The 19,120-nt window shown below is 40.5% G+C and carries 14 protein-coding genes; 12 read left to right on the top strand and 2 right to left on the bottom strand.

Translation table 11 applies throughout. From position 1 onward, the window contains the following. The coding region (locus tag AC4J95_RS19585; RefSeq protein ID WP_494551296.1) for an alpha/beta fold hydrolase at positions 1 to 738 on the top strand (738 nt) is incomplete at its 5' end. A gap of 272 nt (positions 739 to 1,010) precedes the next feature. Continuing rightward, complete coding sequence (locus AC4J95_RS19580) at positions 1,011 to 2,198, top strand: iron-containing alcohol dehydrogenase (protein WP_494551295.1); 1,188 nt, start codon at positions 1,011 to 1,013, stop codon at positions 2,196 to 2,198. Between the two features lie 323 nt (positions 2,199 to 2,521). Here the strand turns inward: AC4J95_RS19580 and AC4J95_RS19575 are convergent, their stop codons facing one another. Then, positions 2,522 to 3,541 carry an acyltransferase family protein gene (locus AC4J95_RS19575; RefSeq protein WP_494551294.1) on the bottom strand — a complete coding sequence of 340 codons (1,020 nt, stop codon included), beginning with the start codon at positions 3,539 to 3,541 and terminating at the stop codon, positions 2,522 to 2,524. A gap of 115 nt (positions 3,542 to 3,656) precedes the next feature. Between AC4J95_RS19575 and AC4J95_RS19570 the strand changes: the two genes are divergently transcribed. The 6 genes from AC4J95_RS19570 (at position 3,657) to AC4J95_RS19545 (ending at position 8,896) form a co-directional block, all read left to right on the top strand. Then, complete coding sequence (locus AC4J95_RS19570) at positions 3,657 to 4,529, top strand: alpha/beta hydrolase fold domain-containing protein (protein WP_316402432.1); 873 nt, start codon at positions 3,657 to 3,659, stop codon at positions 4,527 to 4,529. Between the two features lie 37 nt (positions 4,530 to 4,566). Continuing rightward, positions 4,567 to 5,181: a TVP38/TMEM64 family protein gene (locus AC4J95_RS19565; protein ID WP_316402431.1), complete on the top strand. Its 615-nt coding sequence runs from the start codon at positions 4,567 to 4,569 to the stop codon at positions 5,179 to 5,181. 75 nt (positions 5,182 to 5,256) lie between these two features. Next, positions 5,257 to 6,210 (top strand): Gfo/Idh/MocA family protein, encoded by a 954-nt coding sequence (locus tag AC4J95_RS19560; RefSeq protein ID WP_494551293.1) that lies wholly within the window; start codon positions 5,257 to 5,259, stop codon positions 6,208 to 6,210. Positions 6,211 to 6,502: 292 nt separating this feature from the next. Continuing rightward, complete coding sequence (locus AC4J95_RS19555; RefSeq protein WP_494551292.1) at positions 6,503 to 7,252, top strand: MerR family transcriptional regulator; 750 nt, start codon at positions 6,503 to 6,505, stop codon at positions 7,250 to 7,252. A gap of 243 nt (positions 7,253 to 7,495) precedes the next feature. Further along, the gene (locus AC4J95_RS19550) at positions 7,496 to 8,020 is read left to right on the top strand and encodes a hypothetical protein (RefSeq protein ID WP_494551291.1); all 525 of its coding nucleotides are present in this window, start codon (positions 7,496 to 7,498) and stop codon (positions 8,018 to 8,020) included. A gap of 387 nt (positions 8,021 to 8,407) precedes the next feature. Further along, positions 8,408 to 8,896, top strand: coding sequence for a helix-turn-helix domain-containing protein (locus AC4J95_RS19545; protein ID WP_494551290.1), 489 nt, complete (start codon positions 8,408 to 8,410; stop codon positions 8,894 to 8,896). 675 nt (positions 8,897 to 9,571) lie between these two features. Here the strand turns inward: AC4J95_RS19545 and AC4J95_RS19540 are convergent. Beyond that, positions 9,572 to 11,080, bottom strand: a complete 1,509-nt coding sequence (locus AC4J95_RS19540) for a helix-turn-helix domain-containing protein (protein WP_494551289.1) — start codon at positions 11,078 to 11,080, stop codon at positions 9,572 to 9,574. A gap of 408 nt (positions 11,081 to 11,488) precedes the next feature. Between AC4J95_RS19540 and AC4J95_RS19535 the strand changes: the two genes are divergently transcribed. The 4 genes from AC4J95_RS19535 to AC4J95_RS19520 all read left to right on the top strand — a co-directional run bounded on the left by AC4J95_RS19535 (position 11,489) and on the right by AC4J95_RS19520 (position 18,879). Then, positions 11,489 to 12,967 carry an amino acid permease gene (locus tag AC4J95_RS19535; RefSeq protein ID WP_494551288.1) on the top strand — a complete coding sequence of 493 codons (1,479 nt, stop codon included), beginning with the start codon at positions 11,489 to 11,491 and terminating at the stop codon, positions 12,965 to 12,967. 27 nt (positions 12,968 to 12,994) lie between these two features. Next, positions 12,995 to 14,371: a glutamate decarboxylase gene (gad, locus tag AC4J95_RS19530; protein WP_316402424.1), complete on the top strand. Its 1,377-nt coding sequence runs from the start codon at positions 12,995 to 12,997 to the stop codon at positions 14,369 to 14,371. A 76-nt stretch (positions 14,372 to 14,447) separates the two neighbouring features. Beyond that, a complete protein-coding gene (gltX, locus tag AC4J95_RS19525) occupies positions 14,448 to 15,959 on the top strand; it encodes a glutamate--tRNA ligase (protein ID WP_494551287.1) in 1,512 nt (503 codons plus the stop codon). Between the two features lie 526 nt (positions 15,960 to 16,485). Beyond that, on the top strand, positions 16,486 to 18,879 hold the full coding sequence (locus AC4J95_RS19520; protein WP_494551286.1) for an SSURE domain-containing protein: 2,394 nt from the start codon (positions 16,486 to 16,488) through the stop codon (positions 18,877 to 18,879). The last annotated feature ends 241 nt before the right edge of the window (positions 18,880 to 19,120 follow it).

The raw sequence follows: 19,120 nt of genomic DNA, 5'->3' as shown, positions 1-19,120 counted from the left end.
AAAGTAGTTGTACGCAAGCGCACGGTTGGTAACATTCCATTGCTTGAAGTTGTCGCGGAGGACAAAATCTATGAACCGCTGCCGCTGATCATTTATTACCATGGCTGGCAAACGGCTAAGGAGTTGGTATTAACTCAAGGTCGGAAGTTAGCAGCGAAAAATTTTCGGGTGCTGTTGCCGGATGCGGCGAATCATGGAGAACGTAAGACGAAAACATCGGAGATTCCTTCCCTGACGTTTTGGGATAGTATTCAAACGAACTTGTATGAGTTTGGCTATTTAGTGGATTATTTTGAAAATCTTGGATTGGTCATGGGGAAAATCGGTGTTGGCGGAATTTCAATGGGTGGAATCACAACGTGTATGCTCCTAACGCATCACCCTGAGATTGATGTGGCGGCTTGTGTGATGGGCTCACCGGCACCAATCAAATACCGTGATCGAATTTCTATGCATGCTGGCGAGTTAGGATTTTATTTGCCGAAGGATTATCCTCAGTTGACCTCTTGGTTGGAAGGCTATGATCTATCGTTAGCACCGGAAAAAATAGCTGGTCGTCCAGTTTTCTTTTGGCATGGAACAGAAGATGAAAAAGTTCCTTATCAGCATACCGCTGATTTTATTCAGGCGAACCCACAAGACAATATCACATTTGTCAGCGCGGAGGAACGGCACTTTGTTCAGATCGCCACGATGGATCAGATTACAGAATTTTTTGCAGGTAATCTAAGCGTCTAACTCTTAATAAAGATCTCATTTTTCTAAAAATCGAAAAAAAGAGTTTATTGTCGTCGCGCATACCATTTTTCTAATTACGCTGGTCTTCTCTAAAATTATGGAGACAAATTCTTAGAAGAATTGATTCGGATTTTCGAAGACATATCATTCTACTAACCTGCTAAAGCAGGAAGTAGAATTGACAAAGCGTAAAGAAAAACTGGCAAGTTAGTTTCATTCTGGAAAACTTTGGTTTATGCTTATTGGATAGAACTAAACAGGGGGAATATTAAATGGAAAACTTTGATTTTCATGTAACAACGGATATTCGTTTCGGGAAAGACCGCTTGGCTGAATTACCAGAGGTACTGAATCAATATGGTAAAAAAGTCTTAATCGTTTACGGCGGCGGCAGTATCAAGAAGATCGGTTTATACGATAAGGTGATGGAACAGCTGAAAGTCAATGGCAATGAGGTCTTTGAATTGGCAGGTGTTGAACCTAATCCGCGTGTGGAAACGGTACGTCGCGGTGCAGAAATCTGTCGCAAGGAAAATATCGATGTGATCTTAGCAGTCGGGGGTGGTTCTACGATCGACTGTGCAAAGGTCGTGGCAGCGGCGACGAAATTTGACGGAGATGCTTGGGACTTAGTCTTACAACGACGCAAATATCAAGGCGGTGCATTGCCATTAGTAACCATCTTGACGCTAGCTGCAACGGGTAGTGAAATGAACAGTGGTGCGGTTATTTCGAATCTTTCGACCCATCAAAAATTAGGAACAGGCAGCAGAGCGATGTTGCCTAAAGTATCTTTCTTAGATCCGCAAAATACCTTTAGCGTAAACAAGTATCAAACAGCGGCTGGGTCTGCGGATATCATGAGTCATTTGATCGAAAACTATTTCAAACGGACGGAAGGGACCGATGTTCAGGATTCGGTTTCTGAAGGCTTGATGCGTTCGGTTATCAAGAATTGTCCGATTGCCTTGAAATATCCTGAGGATTACGATGCTCGTGCGAACTTGATGTGGGCAAGTACCTTGGCTTTGAATGGCTTGACTGGCAGCGGTAAAGCAGGTGCCTGGTCATGTCATCCGATGGAACATGAACTGAGTGCTTTCTATGACATTACGCATGGGGTGGGGCTAGCAATCTTGACGCCACGTTGGATGGAGTATGCCTTGAATGATGAAACAGTTGATAAATTTGCGAAATTCGCTTGGAATGTTTGGGACGTTGATGAAAGAGTTCCAATGCTGGCAGCACGTATTGGGATTCAAAAATTATACGACTATTTCAAAGCTTGCGGAATTCCTATGACTCTGCCAGAAGTCGGTATCAACGAAGAAAAATTTGATGAAATGGCAAAACAAGCAGTTGATCACAGTATGATCGAGACGGATGCCTATGTGCCAATGGACGAAGCAGCCGTTAAAGAAATCTTCACAGCTTGTTTAACTGAGAGTAGTTTTGAGTAAAAAAGCTAGCTCACTAGAAAAGAAAGAAATTTTTCTAACGTAAAAATTCACTATATTTTCGTACGCATATCATTCTACTAACCTGCTAGGCATCTCTTAATATTAGTAGCTAAATTCTTTCCAGAATTTACCTTTATTTTCGATGACATACCATTTTTCTAAATACGCTGGTCTTCTCTAAAATTATGGAGATAAATTCTTAGAAGAATTTATTCGGATTTTCGAAGACATATCATTCTACTAACCTGCTAAAGCAGGAAGTAGAACTGACAAAGCGGAAAGAAAAACTGGCAAAGCAGGAAGTATAACTGACAAACGGCGGCTCATGACGAGTCGCCGTTTTTGTTGCCTTTGTTTGGCATAATAAAATGTAAAAAACGTGCCATTGTCTTTTGCAGGATTTCTGAGACTTTTGGCCGTGACAACAAGAAAATGATCAGGGCGCTGCCTGCCACTAGCAGGAATAGATGAAGCACAGGGTCTTGGATATATTGAGTGAACTCTACTAGCGGTGCTACGAGATACACATGAAGCAGGTAGATCGCCAAGGTTCGTTGTCCCCATGCTGAGAAAAAATGCGGCTTATTGTTGACGAGAGCCAGAAAGACGAAGATAAAGGCAAAGCCAATCCCGTATAAAAAGATGATCGTCAGTATATTCTGCAGCAGTGGAACAGGGAAGAACGCATAGGCACGATCACGCCATAATAGTTCTGGCGGCAAATTATTTTTTGACCAAAAATAGGCATTCACCAAACCGAAAATGATGATTCCAAAGCTGATTGTTTTACGAAATGGAATTTTACGCAGTCGAGTAACAAGCTCTGGCGTAGTAAAATATCCAGCCAAGAAATAAGGGAGAAAGCCTAATGTTCGTGCCATCGCCATATAGGTTCCGAACTCGGTTAAAAAGCCGGAGAAAATCCCGATAATAAAACTTAAAATTAAGATTCTCCGTACTTTTACCAGGTCAGGTAGCAATAAACGCCAGATAAACATACAATATAAGTACCAAAGGGTCCATCCGGGACTCAAAATCATGAACTGATCGATTTTACCGATGGCCAGCATAATCAGGGACAAAATCATATTTAATAGCAGATAAGGCACGAGGAACGTTTCCACTGCTGTGGAGCGGCCTTTTGCCAGATTTTTTGAAAAATAGCCAGAAATAAAGATAAAAACGGGCATGTGGAATAGGTAAATGAAAACGTAAAGAAATTCACCGACCTTGTTATCTAAACGAAAATATTCCAATGCGTGTCCTAAGACCACAAGTAAAATCAATATGCCGCGAATATTATCAAAAAGGTACTCGCGATTTGGTTTTGTGATTGTGGACACCTCCTTCAGATTCCGTTATGCTTAAGAAGCAGACTGCAATAGTCCACCTTGTCTATTGTAGCATGAAAAGTCGGATTCTATGCGATTATGTGGGAATTATTTGGAGGATACAGCGATGCGCTATTCAGCAAAATTTGTAAAGAATGTGTTTAAAGTAATCAATATGAAAAAACTGGTGGGGGCGACGATGGTCGATCCGCCGAAGCGTCGGCGTTTGATCAGCCGTCAGCTTTCGCAAACGGATATCCCGCAAAAGATCACGGAGATCGATGGACATCAATTGATTACGTTATTTCCTGGTCATCCTACGAAGCGGCATGTGTTCTATTTGCATGGCGGCGGGTATGCGTTAGAAGCATCGCCCTTTCACAAGGAGATCCAAGAGCGTTTCGTTAAACGCTATAATTTAAAAGTAAGTTATTTCGATTATCCATTGGCGCCGGAAAATACGGCCGAAAAGACGGTACCTTTAACAGAAAAGGCTTTTCGTCAATTGACATATCTGTATCCCGATGACTGTTTCTTTTTATTTGGTGATTCAGCAGGAGGCGGGTTAGCGATGAGTTTGGCGCAGCATTTACGTAATATTGATCTGCCTAAACGTCCGAAAAAAATCGCGTTGGCCTCCCCGTGGTTGGACGCTTCATTAAGTGACCCACGTTCACAGGAGCTTCAAGAAAAAGATGTATTATTGGAAAAGGATTTATTGGCGGAAGCTGGGGAAAACTATGCGGGGAAATTACCGTTGACTGATCCCATGGTTTCGCCGATCTATGGCAGCTTTGATGATCTTGGTCGACTGTTAGTAGTAGCAGGGACCGATGAAATATTATATCCAGATGTTTTACGTCTTAGAGATCGAATCAGACGCAGTAAAGGAACTACGATGCGTTTGGAGGTCGTGGAAGGCATGATGCATGATTTTGTTGTTTACCCATTAAAGGAATCACTCCCGTATGTCGATCAGATCGGCGAATTTTATCAATAATAATCTGAGCGATCGGAAACTGCAAAGGAGGGGAAGGATGGCACAAAAAACGAGACAGCGCGCACCTTGGCAGCAAAAAGTAATTCAAATTGCACCTGTCGTTGGCTTAGCCGCGTTTATTCTTATATTGATCTATACTAGACGCTCCGGCATGTTCAGCTCGGTAGCGGATTTGCAGCATTTTATTAAGAATTTCGGTAATTTTGCGATCGTGGCTTTCATCGTCGTGCAGGCAATCCAGCCGATTGTTCCATTCTTGCCTGGTGGTTTTGCGACGATCGTGGGGATGCTGATGTTTGGCAATATCCCTGGGATCATCTATAGTTACATCGGTCTGGTGATCGGTGAAGTTGGATTATTCCTGCTGGTAAGGCGCTTCGGTCCAAAGTTTGCCCGACTGGTCTTATCTGAGAAGAATTTTGATAAATTTGAAACGACACTGCAGGATCATACGCAGGATATTAAGAAGCTACTAATCGTCTGTTTCATCTTTCCGTTCTTGCCGGATGATTTAACTTGTTTAGTGGCAGGGATGACTGATCTCTCTTTTCGGGAGTATTTGAAAATTGTGTTGATTTTTAAGATATGGTCTGTCGGTTCCTACGGCTACTTTTGTTTGTTTGTCTTGAACAAAACATTTGCAGGGCTCTAGAATAAATGATAATAGTAAAGGAAAAGAACTGGTTTATTCAAATCAGTTCTTTTATGTTCATTAGGGGGAAATAAAATGATACGTTACGGCATTTTAAGTACAGCACAGGTGGTTCCGCGTTTTGTAGCGGGAGTAAAGGAAAGTCAGGATGGCGTTGTGATTGCGATCGCTTCTCGCGGGATTGAAAAAGCACAAAAGATGGCACGGGAACTGAATATTCCTAATGCTTTTGGCAGCTACGAAGAACTGTGCCAAAGTGAGGAAGTCGATATTGTCTATGTAGCGGTTTACAACAAAGCTCACTATGATGCGGCTAAGTTGGCCTTGCTTCATAATAAGCACGTTTTATTAGAGAAGCCATTTACCATGACACTTGCTCAAGCAGAAGAGTTATTTACGCTAGCCAAGGAACGCAATCTGTTCTTGATGGAAGCACAAAAGGCTCTGTTCTTGCCGATCACTAAACAGATTCAGCAGGTGATCGGGGAAGGAAAGATAGGAGCTGTCCGCTGGTTGGACTCAGTGACTGCTTATCCCAACATTGATCATATTTCATGGTTTCGGGATCTAAGTGCGGGTGGCGGTGTTTTTCGCGGAGCGGGAACGTATCCGTTAGAATACATGCAGCATTTGTTAGCAGCTTCGCCTGATGAGTTCAAAGGAACATTGACCTTTCCCGAAGGCCAATCGGATGCTCAGGCACAAGCAACGTTGAACTTTCCCAATGGCGTGATCGGCACGATCTTTTTGACCGTTGATCTGGATTTATCAAAACGGATGATCATTTATGGAGAGAAAGGTAAGATCGTCGTCCCTGATTTTTGGAAGACAGATACTGCTGAGGTTCACTATCTAGATGGAAAAATAGAAACGCTCCATAGTACGCAAAATAGTGAGTTTGTCTTTGAAGTGGATCATGTGAATGAATGCTTGGAGCAAGGGCTGTTGGAAAGTCCAGTCGTAACCAAAGAATTGACGTTGAAAACCGTGGAGATTACCGAAACGATTTATAAGAACTATCAAAAATGATGGCAATGATCCAGCCGATGTGCTATAGTATGTCCCATGCGACGAGTCGAGTGGATCTGAAACATTGATCCTTCGATACCAGAGGCACAAAGACGTAAGTCACCTGTCGGATTTCAGGGTGTCGGAAAGTAGCTTAGTGGACGAAGAACCTTTCTATCAAATTTTTGATACTGGTCAAAAAACTCTTGGATTTTATTCCGAGAGTTTTTTTGTATACAAAATTAAGTTGAAAGAAATCCTTGACCTTTCCGTTACGTCAAGGTGTAAGATGGTTTTAGTCAGGAGGTGCAGGATGAGTTATACAGTTAAACAAATGGCGGAAATCTCTGGCGTCAGTGCACGGACGCTGCGGTTTTATGATGAGCGCTCATTATTGAAGCCGGCTTTTCTAAGTGAGGCAGGCTATCGTATGTATACTGAAAAGGAAATTGATCGGCTGCAGCAGATTCTTTTGTATCGCTCAATGGGAATCCCATTGAAAACGATCAAAGAACTAATTGACCGCCCTGACGAAAAAATCGAGGACACATTGATTCAGCAAAAAATCCAGTTGGAGCAAAAGCGCGAAGAATTGGATAAGCTGTTGGAGACTGTCGAAAAGACCTTGAGTTACTATAAAGGGGAACTGAAAATGACAAATAAAGAAAAATTTGAAGCCTTCAAACAAGAAAAACTTGCGGAAAATGAAGCGAATTATGGCCAAGAAATCCGTGAAAAATATGGTGAAGAAACAGTCGAAGCATCGAATAAAAAATGGCAGAACATGAGTGAAGCCGATTATCAAAAGATGCAGGAAACCGAAGCTGAACTAATTGAAAAATTGCGGCAATACGTAACTGACGAAAATCCAGAATTGGCAGAAAAAATCTATCGTCTCCATAAAGACTGGATAAGCTTCAGCTGGGGAAAATACTCCGGTGAAGCGCATAAAGGATTGGCAGAGATGTATCTGGCTGACGAACGCTTCACCCAGTATTACGATGAAAAAAGCGGGACAGGAGCCACGGAGGCTTTGGTTCAAATTATTCAGGATTATGCATAGGCAAGCAAAAAAACAAATCAAAGGGGAAGAAGACTGACACTGCCGTCTTCTTCCCCTTTTAATTTTACTTTGGAACCAGTAAAATAATGGAGTAAAAGCAACTATTTCGAAGTAATCTTTTTTATTAGTTTGGAAGAAGTATGGAACAAATTGCCACCTCAAGAGAAATGAGTTGGCTTACTCAATGGGTTCAATTTTTTTCATTAGGTGAAAGTGATTAAGTTCAAATTGGAGGGAAAGCTATTGTTGAAGCCGGTTTTAGAGAACAAGGAAATGAAGGGTATTGAGAAAAGAAAAGCCATTATTGAACTGATAACGACGAATGAATTAAATGTAAAGGACTTAGCGGCAGAGAGTGTTGATTTGGATAGTAAGAAGCAGGTGATACTCTTTGAAGCGGTAGAGGCAATGACCAAGGAGAATCCGAGGCGATTTGATTCAACTATTGTAGATTTTATGAACGCTTATCTTTCAAATGAATCTAATCCAATAAAGAGAGAGACTTCAAGAATTATTGGCAATGTGGCAGTTGCTTATCCAGATAATTTAGAAGAAAGTATAGTATTGTTAATCCAAAATACTACGAATCCCGGGACGGTTGTTCGCTGGGGAAGTGCTTATGCCTTAAGTCGAATTTTGTTGCTTCCTAATTATGTGAACTCTTCTCTTTATGATATGTTGAAGAAGTTAAGCGATCAGGAAGAAGAGAATGGCGTGAAAAAGCAATATTTAAATGCCTTGAAAAAGGCAGATAAGAAGCGAAGCTGAAAAGATGGATAAAAAATATAACTAGAGCAGGTTAAGGAGTGCATTCTCAATAGGGAATGCCCCCTTTTTTTATAGTCCTCAAATTGGAACGGCTATTATACACAGCTTTTTGCTGCACACATGATTTTTCAAGCGGTACTGCCATGATCAAATAATTGTTCGCCATAACTGACGTTTTTTCTTCCTACATCGGTTGCTCTGAAATAGTGTGACTTGCTATTTAGAAGAAACTCGATAGTTTTTTGAATCTTTATGACTTCCTTGTATCCAGATAATTTTTTGCTCAGTGTGAATTTTCGTAACTGAAACAAACATTTCTTGTCTACGCTGCTTGGTTGTTCAGAGGGAGATTCCTGCTAGACTTTAAGTAAAGGAGGTAGGAATAATATGAAAAAGCCGAAGGAACTGACGATCAGTAAAAATTTGTGTTTTTTACGTAAGCAGTATCAATTTTCCTTAGAAGAAATCGCCGAGAAACTAGGAGTCACCCGTCAGACTGTGTCAGAATGGGAAACAGGGGAAGCAATCCCAGATTTGGTCAACACTTTAGCGTTCGCTGATCTGTATGATGTAACGGTTAACGATCTCGTAAGTTTTAATGAAACGGCGATCGGCTCGAAAATTCCGCCCAAGGGTAAGCACATGTTTGGCATCGTAAAGGTGCAGGAACGAGGACAGATTGTAATTCCAAAAGATGCTCGGAATATTTTTGACATCAACAAAGGCGATAACTTTGTTTTGTTGGGAGATGAATCGCCGGAATCCTTTGGTTTGGCTTTGGTTCCGGTTGAATTATTTTTAGGCTTTTCTGATGCCTTATTGGATCAATTACGAAATGGAAAGAGTGAGCGGGTGAAAAACACTCATGAAGCTTAATTATTTAGCATGTGGATTTTGACACACTGATTTATTTAGAAGCAGTACTAGGTCTTTTAGAGAATAGTCTAAAGGGCTTTTTGATAACGCTACATATAAAGTTTGCAGTCGACTCAAAGGACGAAAGGATATAAATTTTTGACCAAATTTATGCTTGTTTCCGTCGACATATCATTCTGCTAAACAGCTCGATTGATATGATAGCTTTTACAAAATAAAAGAATTTCGAATAGTTAATTCTGCGAAAAGCAGAACTGGCAACTGACAGCTAACTCCAAAATAAGGGGACATTTTTCGAAACCCACGAAAAATGCATATCGTCGTCACGCATACGATTTTACTAACCAGCTAAGAGCAGGAAGTAGAACTCGCAGCTAGCTCATAAACAAGGAGAGAATTTTTCTAACGTAAAAATTCTTTTTATTTTCGTACGCCTATCATTTTTCTAGCCACGCTAAAGCGTGAAGAAAAACTGACAAAATAAAGACGATCGAATATGTCGGTCGATCGTCTTTGTTCGTTAGTTTGGTTTTGGAAAGAGAAACTAACGGGGTCAGTATAACATAGAATTATTTTTTTGTTTTAAAGCAGTCTGTGAAATGAGTGGTTCTTTTGGAGCATCTTTACTCGAAATGGTTGAAAAGTTAAAATCATGTTCAAAAAGTGTGCACAATTTTAGTTTGCTTGCTGCAGCTTATTTTTTTCCATCATGATTTTACGGACCATGGATTGAACATTTTTCAAATCTTCGTATTTGTCTTTGCATTCTAAAAATAGAATCGGCTTGTTTTGGCTGTTTTCGATCGGGAAAAATTTATTAGTGCTGATAATTAAATCGACGGATTCATCTGCTAATAAAAAGCGATTCGGATCGACGAAGTTTAGTTTGACCAGCCCTCTGGTGCTCTTCATAAAGAATTTTTTCAGCCAAATGGAATTGAACTCGCCTTTTGAATCGTCAATAAAAATTGATAATTCGTATTCGGTCATAAATTCGTTGGCTAGGCTTAGAGCTGCATAAAGAAAGATCGCGTAATCCAGCTGTGAATAGATCAAGCTGTTGCGCAGGCAAATCGTTTCAAAACGGACGCGCAGGTTCTCCTGAACGATCGCCATATCTTCAGGATAAAGATTGTGGTGCTCACCGATCGGTACATAGTTATAGAAGCTTTTGAACAATAAGCGCGTGTGAATGACATAGAGTTCTTTTTCCAATTCATCATAGTCAAACTGAAATTGATTGAAGAGCATGCCGATATTTTGGATGAAAAATTGATTGGCTTGATAAATATTCGAGTCGATCTCTTTATGGTATTTCTTTAGTTCATGGAAGAAATTGGTATTGCGATAAAAGACCATTTTTGATTGCAGGAATAATAGCATGAAATAGAGTTCGTCTTTGAAATTCGCGTATGCCGAGACATTTTCTTCCGTGATAAAGTGAAAATGCTGCACAAATTTATTGCCAATCAAGATCGATTCGACCGGCAATTCATTGTTCTCGATCTTATGTCCAGATAAATAGCGGATCAATGTGATATCTACTAAATAATCATATTGGATCTTGGTGATGGGATCGATTTGATCTGAAAGCAAAAAACTCAGCTTCTCAAAAATAAAATTCTTCTCAGTCGAGTTTTCAATATTGAATGGGTGTCCATAGCCGCCATACAGCTGCCAAAAGAAACTTAAGAAGAACAGCCGGATCGTTGGCTCTAACCCCGATAAGACCAACTCTCCATTTCTGATATGAAGATCGATATTGGCTTCTTTGAGGAAATCCCGTACTTCGTAAACGTCCTTCTTTAAGGTGGAATAACTCAAGTTATATTTATCCGTCAACGAATCCATCGTATTTTCTTTATTTAATAGCAGGCCCTCCAGCAAGTCGATCTTGATGGAGATATGGTAGATAGCTAAGCAAAGTTCCTTATTTTGTGCATAATTTGTTTGGATGATTTGATAGTTTCGTTCAGTGGTAGTGAGCGGGGAGGTTCCGACTTGTTCCTTTACTTCATCGGAAAGCGCAGCTAAACGCTCCAGGTATTTGCTGGTTGTTCGTTTCTCAAAGCCGATTTGTTCTGAAATTTCATTGATATCATGAAAGCCAGGATGCTCTTTTAAATAAGTAAAGATGGCAAAAAGCGCCTGACTCTCAAAATCTAATAATAGATCAATGCTCATGAATTAACACTCCTTCAAGTTCACCAGTATAAGTCATCATCATTAAAGAAGGGATAAGCACTGTGTGAAAGTTGATTTAAAGATATCTGCGAGCTTTCTCCTTTTCTTTGAATTACTATCATTTGATTTAAATAAGCCTTGGATATTCCAAAAGTTTGCCGTGATTTTCTGCACAATTTAAACCTTTCTCGTTTTTTCTTAAAAAGCGTTTTTATCATAAGTCTGAATAAAAGTTGAAGTGATGATTATTAAAGGGTTTCTGCCATTTTGATGTCAGAATTATTTTTAATAAACCTTCTAATAGAGGGATTAGCAGTCGTTTGACTTTGATTTTTTAAGGACTAATATGATGGCTGTAGTTCGGAAGTGCGCACTTCGATTGCAATGAATTTAAAGGATGTGTCACAAATGAATAACGAAGAGGAGAACACTTCTTTAAGCGATCACAACCAGCTTACGGGTGTTCAATTATTCTCAATGACTACTTCAATGGTCATGACTGTGTACGGTTTTGCGGCCTTTGCTAAACAAGGACCAACAGCTTTGTTCTTCCTATTTTTAGCAGGTATTCTATGGTTCATTCCCGTTACTCGTTCAGCGGGTGAAATGGCATCAGTCGATGGTTGGAGTAAAGGTGGAATCTTCACTTGGGGTCGTCACATGTTAGGCGAACGTCTAGGATGGTCCGCTCTGTTTTATCAATGGATTCATATTACGGTTGGTATGTGTACCATGATGTATTTCATCATTGGCTGTTTATCGATCACTTTCAATGTTCCGGTTATCAATACCAATCCATTGTTCAAATTCATCATTATGATGGTGATCTTGTGGGGCTTGATCTTCGCACAACAACGAGGAACAAAGATCACAGGGAAGATCGCTCAATGGAGCTTTACGATCGGTGTTATTATTCCAGTCTTTCTACTATTGTTCTTAACTGTTACGTACTTGGTTAAAGGGAATCCAATGTTGATCCATATCAACCCACATACGATCTTGCCAAAAAGCTGGAGCGGCAGTGTGTTAGTCGGATTTGTTCCATTTATCTTAGCCTTTGCGGGTGCTGAAGGATCAGCTACTCACGTAAAAGACTTAAAGAAACCATCTGTTTATCCTAAAGTTATGATGGCTTTAGCGATTTGTGCGATTGCTTCTGATATTATCGGAACCATTTCGATTGGTGCAACGATTCCAAACGCGAAGATTCAATTAAGTACGGGTATCGTTTATGCTTACGGCGCTTTGGTTCAACAATTTCCATGGATCAATGTGGTATTTATTGAACGTTTAATTGGTTTGTTGCTTGCGATCGGAATCATCGGCGAAATCAGCAGCTGGGTCGTTGGACCAAATGCTGGGATGTATGAAGCAGCTAAGGAAGGCTATTTGCCTGAACGTTTTGCCAAAACCAATGCATATGGCGTTGAAACCAACGTTATGATTTTGCAAGGTGTGATCGTTTCAATCATGGCTGCACTGTTGACCTTTGGTGCCGGCGGTGATAAATCAAATCTTTCATTCCAAACAGCAATGAGTTTGACCGTTGCTCTGTATACCTTAATGTATATGCTGATGTTCGTTACTTATTTGGTTTTAGTGTTCAAACACGACGATTTGAATCGGACGTTCCGAGCAGCGAAATCGAAAGTAATGCGTGTCATCATGGGTATTCTAGGTCTAGTATTATCAGCTTTCGGATTTGTCGTAACATTCTTCCCGCCAGCTGCTTACACTATGCAACAAAAACATACGTATCTAACTTTGCTGTTATCAGCATTTATTGTCGTTTTCTTCATTCCATTTATCATGTATCTGTTCCACGGAAATTGGACATTACATCATCATGATAAAACAGGAAATGACTTGCACCACCAAGCACATTAAAATATAAACAATTAGGAGATCTTTTAAATGCAAACAGATTATTTAGAAAGTTCATTTTTAGGAAGCAAAGAAGCTGCTCGCAGCATGCCTAAAGAAGTATTACCTGATGAGGGTATGAACCCTGACACAGCCGAGACGCTCGTCAATCATATTCGGTTGAATGAAGCCAAGGCGGATCAAAATTTGGCAACATTTTGTACCACTCAAATGGAACCACAAGCGGATCGCTTGATGCTTGGTTCACTTGAAACGAATGCGATTGACAAATCAGAATATCCAAAAACCACCGCAATGGAAAACTATACCATCAGTATGGTTGCTCATATGTGGAATATCGGTGAAGGTAAAAAATTATTTCAAGACTTCATCGGAACTTCAACAGTAGGTTCTTCAGAAGGTTGTATGCTAGGCGGACTTGCACTATTGCACAGCTGGAAACATCGTGCAAAAGCAGCCGGCTTAGATATCGACAACTTACATGAACACAAACCTAACCTAGTTATCAACTCAGCGTTCCAAGTTGTATGGGAAAAATTCTGTACGTACTGGAATGTCGAGATGCGGGAAGTTCCAATGGATGAAAACCATATGTCATTAAACACTGACACCGTCATGGATTATGTTGACGAAAACACCATTGGTATCGTAGGTATCCAAGGGATTACTTACACCGGCCGCGTTGATGATATTCAAAGACTAGATGAACTTGTTTCTGAATACAACAAAACAGCAAAATTACCAATTAAGATCCATGTCGACGCAGCATTTGGCGGCTTCTTTGCACCATTTGTTGATGGTTTCAAACCATGGGACTTCCGTTTAAAAAATGTAGCATCAATCAATGTTTCAGGGCATAAATACGGGATGGTCTATCCTGGTATTGGCTGGATTGTTTGGCGCGAAAATACGGAAGACTATTTACCAGCAGAAATGCGTTTCTCAGTTCCTTACCTTGGCAGCAGCGTAGATTCTATCGCTATCAACTTCTCACATAGCGGAGCACACATCGTTGCCCAATACTACAACATGATTCGCTTTGGTCGTGAAGGCTTCACTGCCATCATGAACAATGTTCGCAGCGTATCACAACGAATCAATCAAGAATTGAAGGACCTAGGTATTTTCGAAATCATCAATGATGGTTCACAATTACCTATCAACTGCTGGAAAATTGCAGACAATGTGGAATTAACTTGGAATCTTTATGACTTAGAAGACAAGTTGAAGGAATACGGCTGGCAAGTGCCTGCTTACCCACTTCCTGTAAGTTTGGAAGATGTCACAATTAGTCGAATCGTTGTTCGCCCATCCATGACAATGGCCATTTGTGATGATTTTATTGAAGATTTGACTCGGGCAATTGACGATCTAAATCGTAATCATTTGATTCATCACGCATCTTAACATATAATAGCATCTGTTATTAAAGCCCTGATAAAGTAAGTCATTTATTAGGGCTTTTAAACTGGAGGGAATCAAATTGAAAAAAGATAAAGTAGAAGTTACCGGCGACGTACGAGTTCGATACGCACCAAGTCCAACAGGTTTTTTGCATTTAGGGAATGCGCAATCCGCGTTATTCAACTATTTGTTTGCCAAACATTATAAAGGCACTTGGGTCTTACGAATCGAAGATACTGACTTGAAACGAAATGTGGAACATGGAGAAGAAAGTCAGATGGAAAATCTTCATTGGTTAGGTATCGACTGGGATGAAGGTCCGGATAAACCGAAAGTCGAATTTGCCCCTTACCATCAAAAAGATCGTGTGAACTTGTATCACAAATACGTACAACAATTATTAGACGCTGGTTTAGCCTATAAAGACTATGCCACCGAAGAAGAATTAAAAGAACTACATGATCAACAAATCGAAGCCAAAATCGCGCCTCATTATGACGGCCGCTGGTATGGTGCATCAGAAGAACAAATCAAACAAGCCGAAGCAGAAGGACGCAAGCCAACTGTTCGTCTGCATTTACCCGCCGACCATGTTTACGGCTGGGATGATATGATTAAAGGCCGAGTAGAGTTCAATTCTGATAACATCGGCGGAGATTTCATCATTGAAAAGAGCAACGGCATGGCGACTTACAACTTTGCGGTAGTTATTGATGATTATCTAATGAAGATGACTCACGTATTGCGTGGCGATGACCATATTGCCAATACGCCTAAACAAATCGCTGTATACGAAGCGCTAGGTATCCCACAACCGCTATTCGGTCATATCACACTGATCTATAGCTTGGATACTCATAAAAAATTGAGCAAACGGGATAAAAATACGCTGCAATTCATCAGCCAATATCGCAAATATGGTTATTTGAATGAAGCGTTGCTGAATTTTATCGCTTTCCTTGGCTGGTCACCAGTCGGAGAAAAGGAATTGTTCACGCGAGAAGAATTGATCGAAGCGTATGACATCAACCGGATGTCTGCATCGCCTGCTTACTTTGACCAAAAGAAACTCGACTGGACCAATGCGGAATATATCAAGAAAACTTCTGTCGACGAATTGACTAGACGGATTATGCTGCTAGTTGATGCTGCCGAAACCGATGTAGCAGAACAACTAAAAGCGATCAACATTGATAAGGATCTTGATTTCGTCAAAAAGGTCGTGGACATCTATCATACGGAAGCGAAAACCTTAATGACATTCATGGAAAAAATCTTGTTTATCAAAAATGCCAACCAAGTGACCTTCACTTATGCCGACTTGGCAGAATTTGATAGCGAAGGCGTCAAACAAATTTTAACCGCGATGTCACCAAAAGTGAAAGATGCAGTAGAACCAGTGGACTATCCAGCGATTCTTTCAGCCGTTCAAAAAGAAACTGAACAAAAAGGACGCAAGCTGTACATGCCATTGAATGTCGTCTTCACCGACAGTAAATCTGCTCCTCAAATCACGGATATCATGTCGGTAATGCCGAAAGAAACAGTTCAACATTTGATCGACAATGCGTTGATTTACTTAAATAAATAATTCCTCTAACTTGAGCGTTTAGTCCTGATTTCCACAGAACTGAACGCTCAAGTTTCTTTTATAGACATCACTAGAATTAAACGTATGTCAGTGATAGCAAAATGTATTTCTTAACTGACTCTTAACTAGAAGCTAAATAGACCTTAAGCGAGATTCTTTTCTTCTTTCCAAACACAATGCACCAATTCTCTTTTCGTTTTTATTTCTCGTTTATCTGACCAAAATGCTGATTTTCTGATTTTCTTAAATGGAGTGTTCCGTGGGAGATCATGCTTTTTTTTCTAATAAAATGAAAGATTTAAGAATTGAAGGAGTAAGCAAACGGATTGCTTATGGACTGTAAAAGTCCTATATTTTAGCCAGCAAAGGGAAACAAGTGAAAAGGAGATTGTCGTTATGAAAAGTGAAAAGATAAAAATCCTTTTGATCACAGGTAGTTCTTCAATCGATAAAAGTCCACCATGTCGAATGTGTCGCTTGCAGGTAAAAATCGACTAGAGGAATTTACTAAGATGGAGTGATCAAGATGTCAAAGAAAAAACAAGAAGCAATCAAAAAATTTAAAAGAGCCAAAAGAAAAGTAACTACCCCGATCGTTGCTTTGGGTGTTAGCAGCCTATTTGCATTAGGTGCTCAAGCAGTGAATGTCGCGGCTCAAACTACACCAGCGAATAATGCAGCGGTCACGAGTACGATGAATGACCAACAAAATTTAACTAGCAACATCAAAGACAGTGTCACCGTTCCGCAAAGCTACTTGGCGAATGCGAAATATCCTGGTCCATTCACAGCTGGTGTGAACCAAGTGATCCCGTTTGAAGCCTTCGGTGGGGACGGCATGTTGACCCGGTTGCTGTTGAACTCTTCTGATAGCGCCCCTTGGTCAGACAACGGTAGTAAAATAAACGCAACATTGCCGCCAGTTGAAGGATTACAAAATGGTCAATACTTCTATGAAGTTGATTTAGACGGCAATGCCACAGGAAAACAAGATGCTGCATTATTAGGTGACCTACAAAGTAGCCAAGCTACAAGCTATAACGCAACAGTGAAAATCTATGCGGCAAAAGATGGCAAGGCTGATACATCTAAAGCAGTTGCCCAAAAGAATGTAAAAATCAATTTTGCCTCTGATATTCAAAAGGCTGTTTCAGCAAATATCAAAGACAGCATCACTGTTCCGCAAAACTATTTGGCAAATGCGAAATACCCTGGTCCATTCACAGCAGGAGTGAACCAAGTGATCCCGTTTGAAGCCTTTGGTGGGGACGGCATGTTGACCCGTTTACTATTAAACGCTTCTGATGGTGCCCCATGGTCAGATAACGGTAGTAAAATGAACGCAACATTGCCGCCAATTGAAGGATTGCAAAATGGCCAGTATTTCTATGAAGTCGATCTTGATGGTGATGCAGCTGGTAAACAAGACGCTGCATTATTGAGTGATCTGCAAAGTGGAAAAACAACAGCTTACAATGCAACGGTTAAAGTCTACGCTGCCAAAGATGGCAAAGCCTATACGTCAAAAACAGTCGCTGAAAAGAGTGTTAAAGTCAACTTTACACCCGCTGTTCAAAAAGATCTGACTGCAAATATCAAAGATAGTATTACTGTTCCACAAAACTATCTACTTAACGCTGTTTCACCTGGCCCATTCACAGCAGGAGTGAACCAAGTGATCCCGTTTGAAGCCTTTGGTGGGGATGGCATGTTAACTCGCTTGCTATTGAACTCATCTGATGGTGCACGATGGTCAGACAACGGCAGCAAGAAAAACGCCGCCTTATCACCAGTTGAAGGATTACAAAATGGTCAATATTTCTATGAAGTCGATCTTGATGGCAATGCAGCCGGCAAACAGGATGCAACATTATTAGATGGATTGAAGGCTTCAACCGCAACAAAATACAATGCAACAGTGAAAATTTATGCTGCGAAAGATGGCAAAGCCGATACTTCTAAAGTCGTTGGACAAAAAGCAGTGACAATCAATTTAGCATCAACTGTTCAAACGAATCTAAATGCGAATATCAAAGATAGTATTACTGTTCCAGCAAATTACTTGAAGGCTGCCGTTTATCCAGGTCCATTTACAGCAGGAGTGAACCAAGTGATTCCATTCGAAGCCTTTGGTGGGGACGGTATGTTAACTCGCTTGCTATTGAACGCTTCTGACAAAGCGCCTTGGTCAGACAATGGTAGCAAGAAAAATGCCGCTTTGTTACCAGTTGAAGGATTACAAAATGATCAATACTTCTATGAAGTTGATCTAGTTGGCAATGCCGCAGGAAAAAGCGATGCCGCTTTATTGAAAGAATTGAAGGATGGCAAAGCTGACTCTTACAAAGCGACAGTGAAGGTTTACGCCGCTAAAGATGGTAAAGCGGATACTTCTCAAGTTGTTGGTCAAAAGAATGTGACGGTTAATTTGAAGCGTGATGCAGCAGTTAAAAAGGTAGGGAATAAGCATGTAGCAGATAAACATACAGTGGCGAAACATAAAGCTGACAAAGGTGTAGTTTTATACCGGTTATATAATCCAAAATCAAAAGGTTACTTATATACAACAAATAAAACTGAATTTACAAAAGTACTCAAAGCAGGTTGGCGTAAAGAAGCAATTGCTTGGAAACCAGCTTCTTCGGGGATACCAGTATACCGTTTATACAACCCTCGTAGTGGTGAACACTTCTACACTACGAATGTTAGAGAATACAATAAAGTAGCCTCGGCTGGTTGGCATAAAGAAGGTGTTGCATTCTATTCAAGCAAAGAAAAAAGTGTACCAATCTATCGAGCATTTAATCCAAAAGCGAAAGGAGCAAGCCCGCATATCTTTACAACATCAAAAAAAGAATGGGACCAACTTGCTAAGGTAGGTTGGCACAAAGAGGGTATTGCCTTTTATGGTGTGAAATAAGAAAAACACTACTGATAAATCCGAAAAAATGTCGCAGAATCTGCGGCATTTTTTTGTTTTAAAAAGAATAGACAAATCAAAAAGAAGCTTGCTATGATGAGGTTAACAAATGGGGGTGAGGTCATGATTAATCGCAGGGGAATTCCAGCTTATCGAAATCGGCAGCGGATCATTTTTGGGAATGAGGACTGTCTGTACATCAAGCCTCATCTAGCGTTACAGCCGTACATCTCAAACTATA

This window comes from Enterococcus sp. GPZ-007 (assembly GCF_059374735.1).
This window is presented reverse-complemented; position numbering and strand designations above follow the sequence as displayed.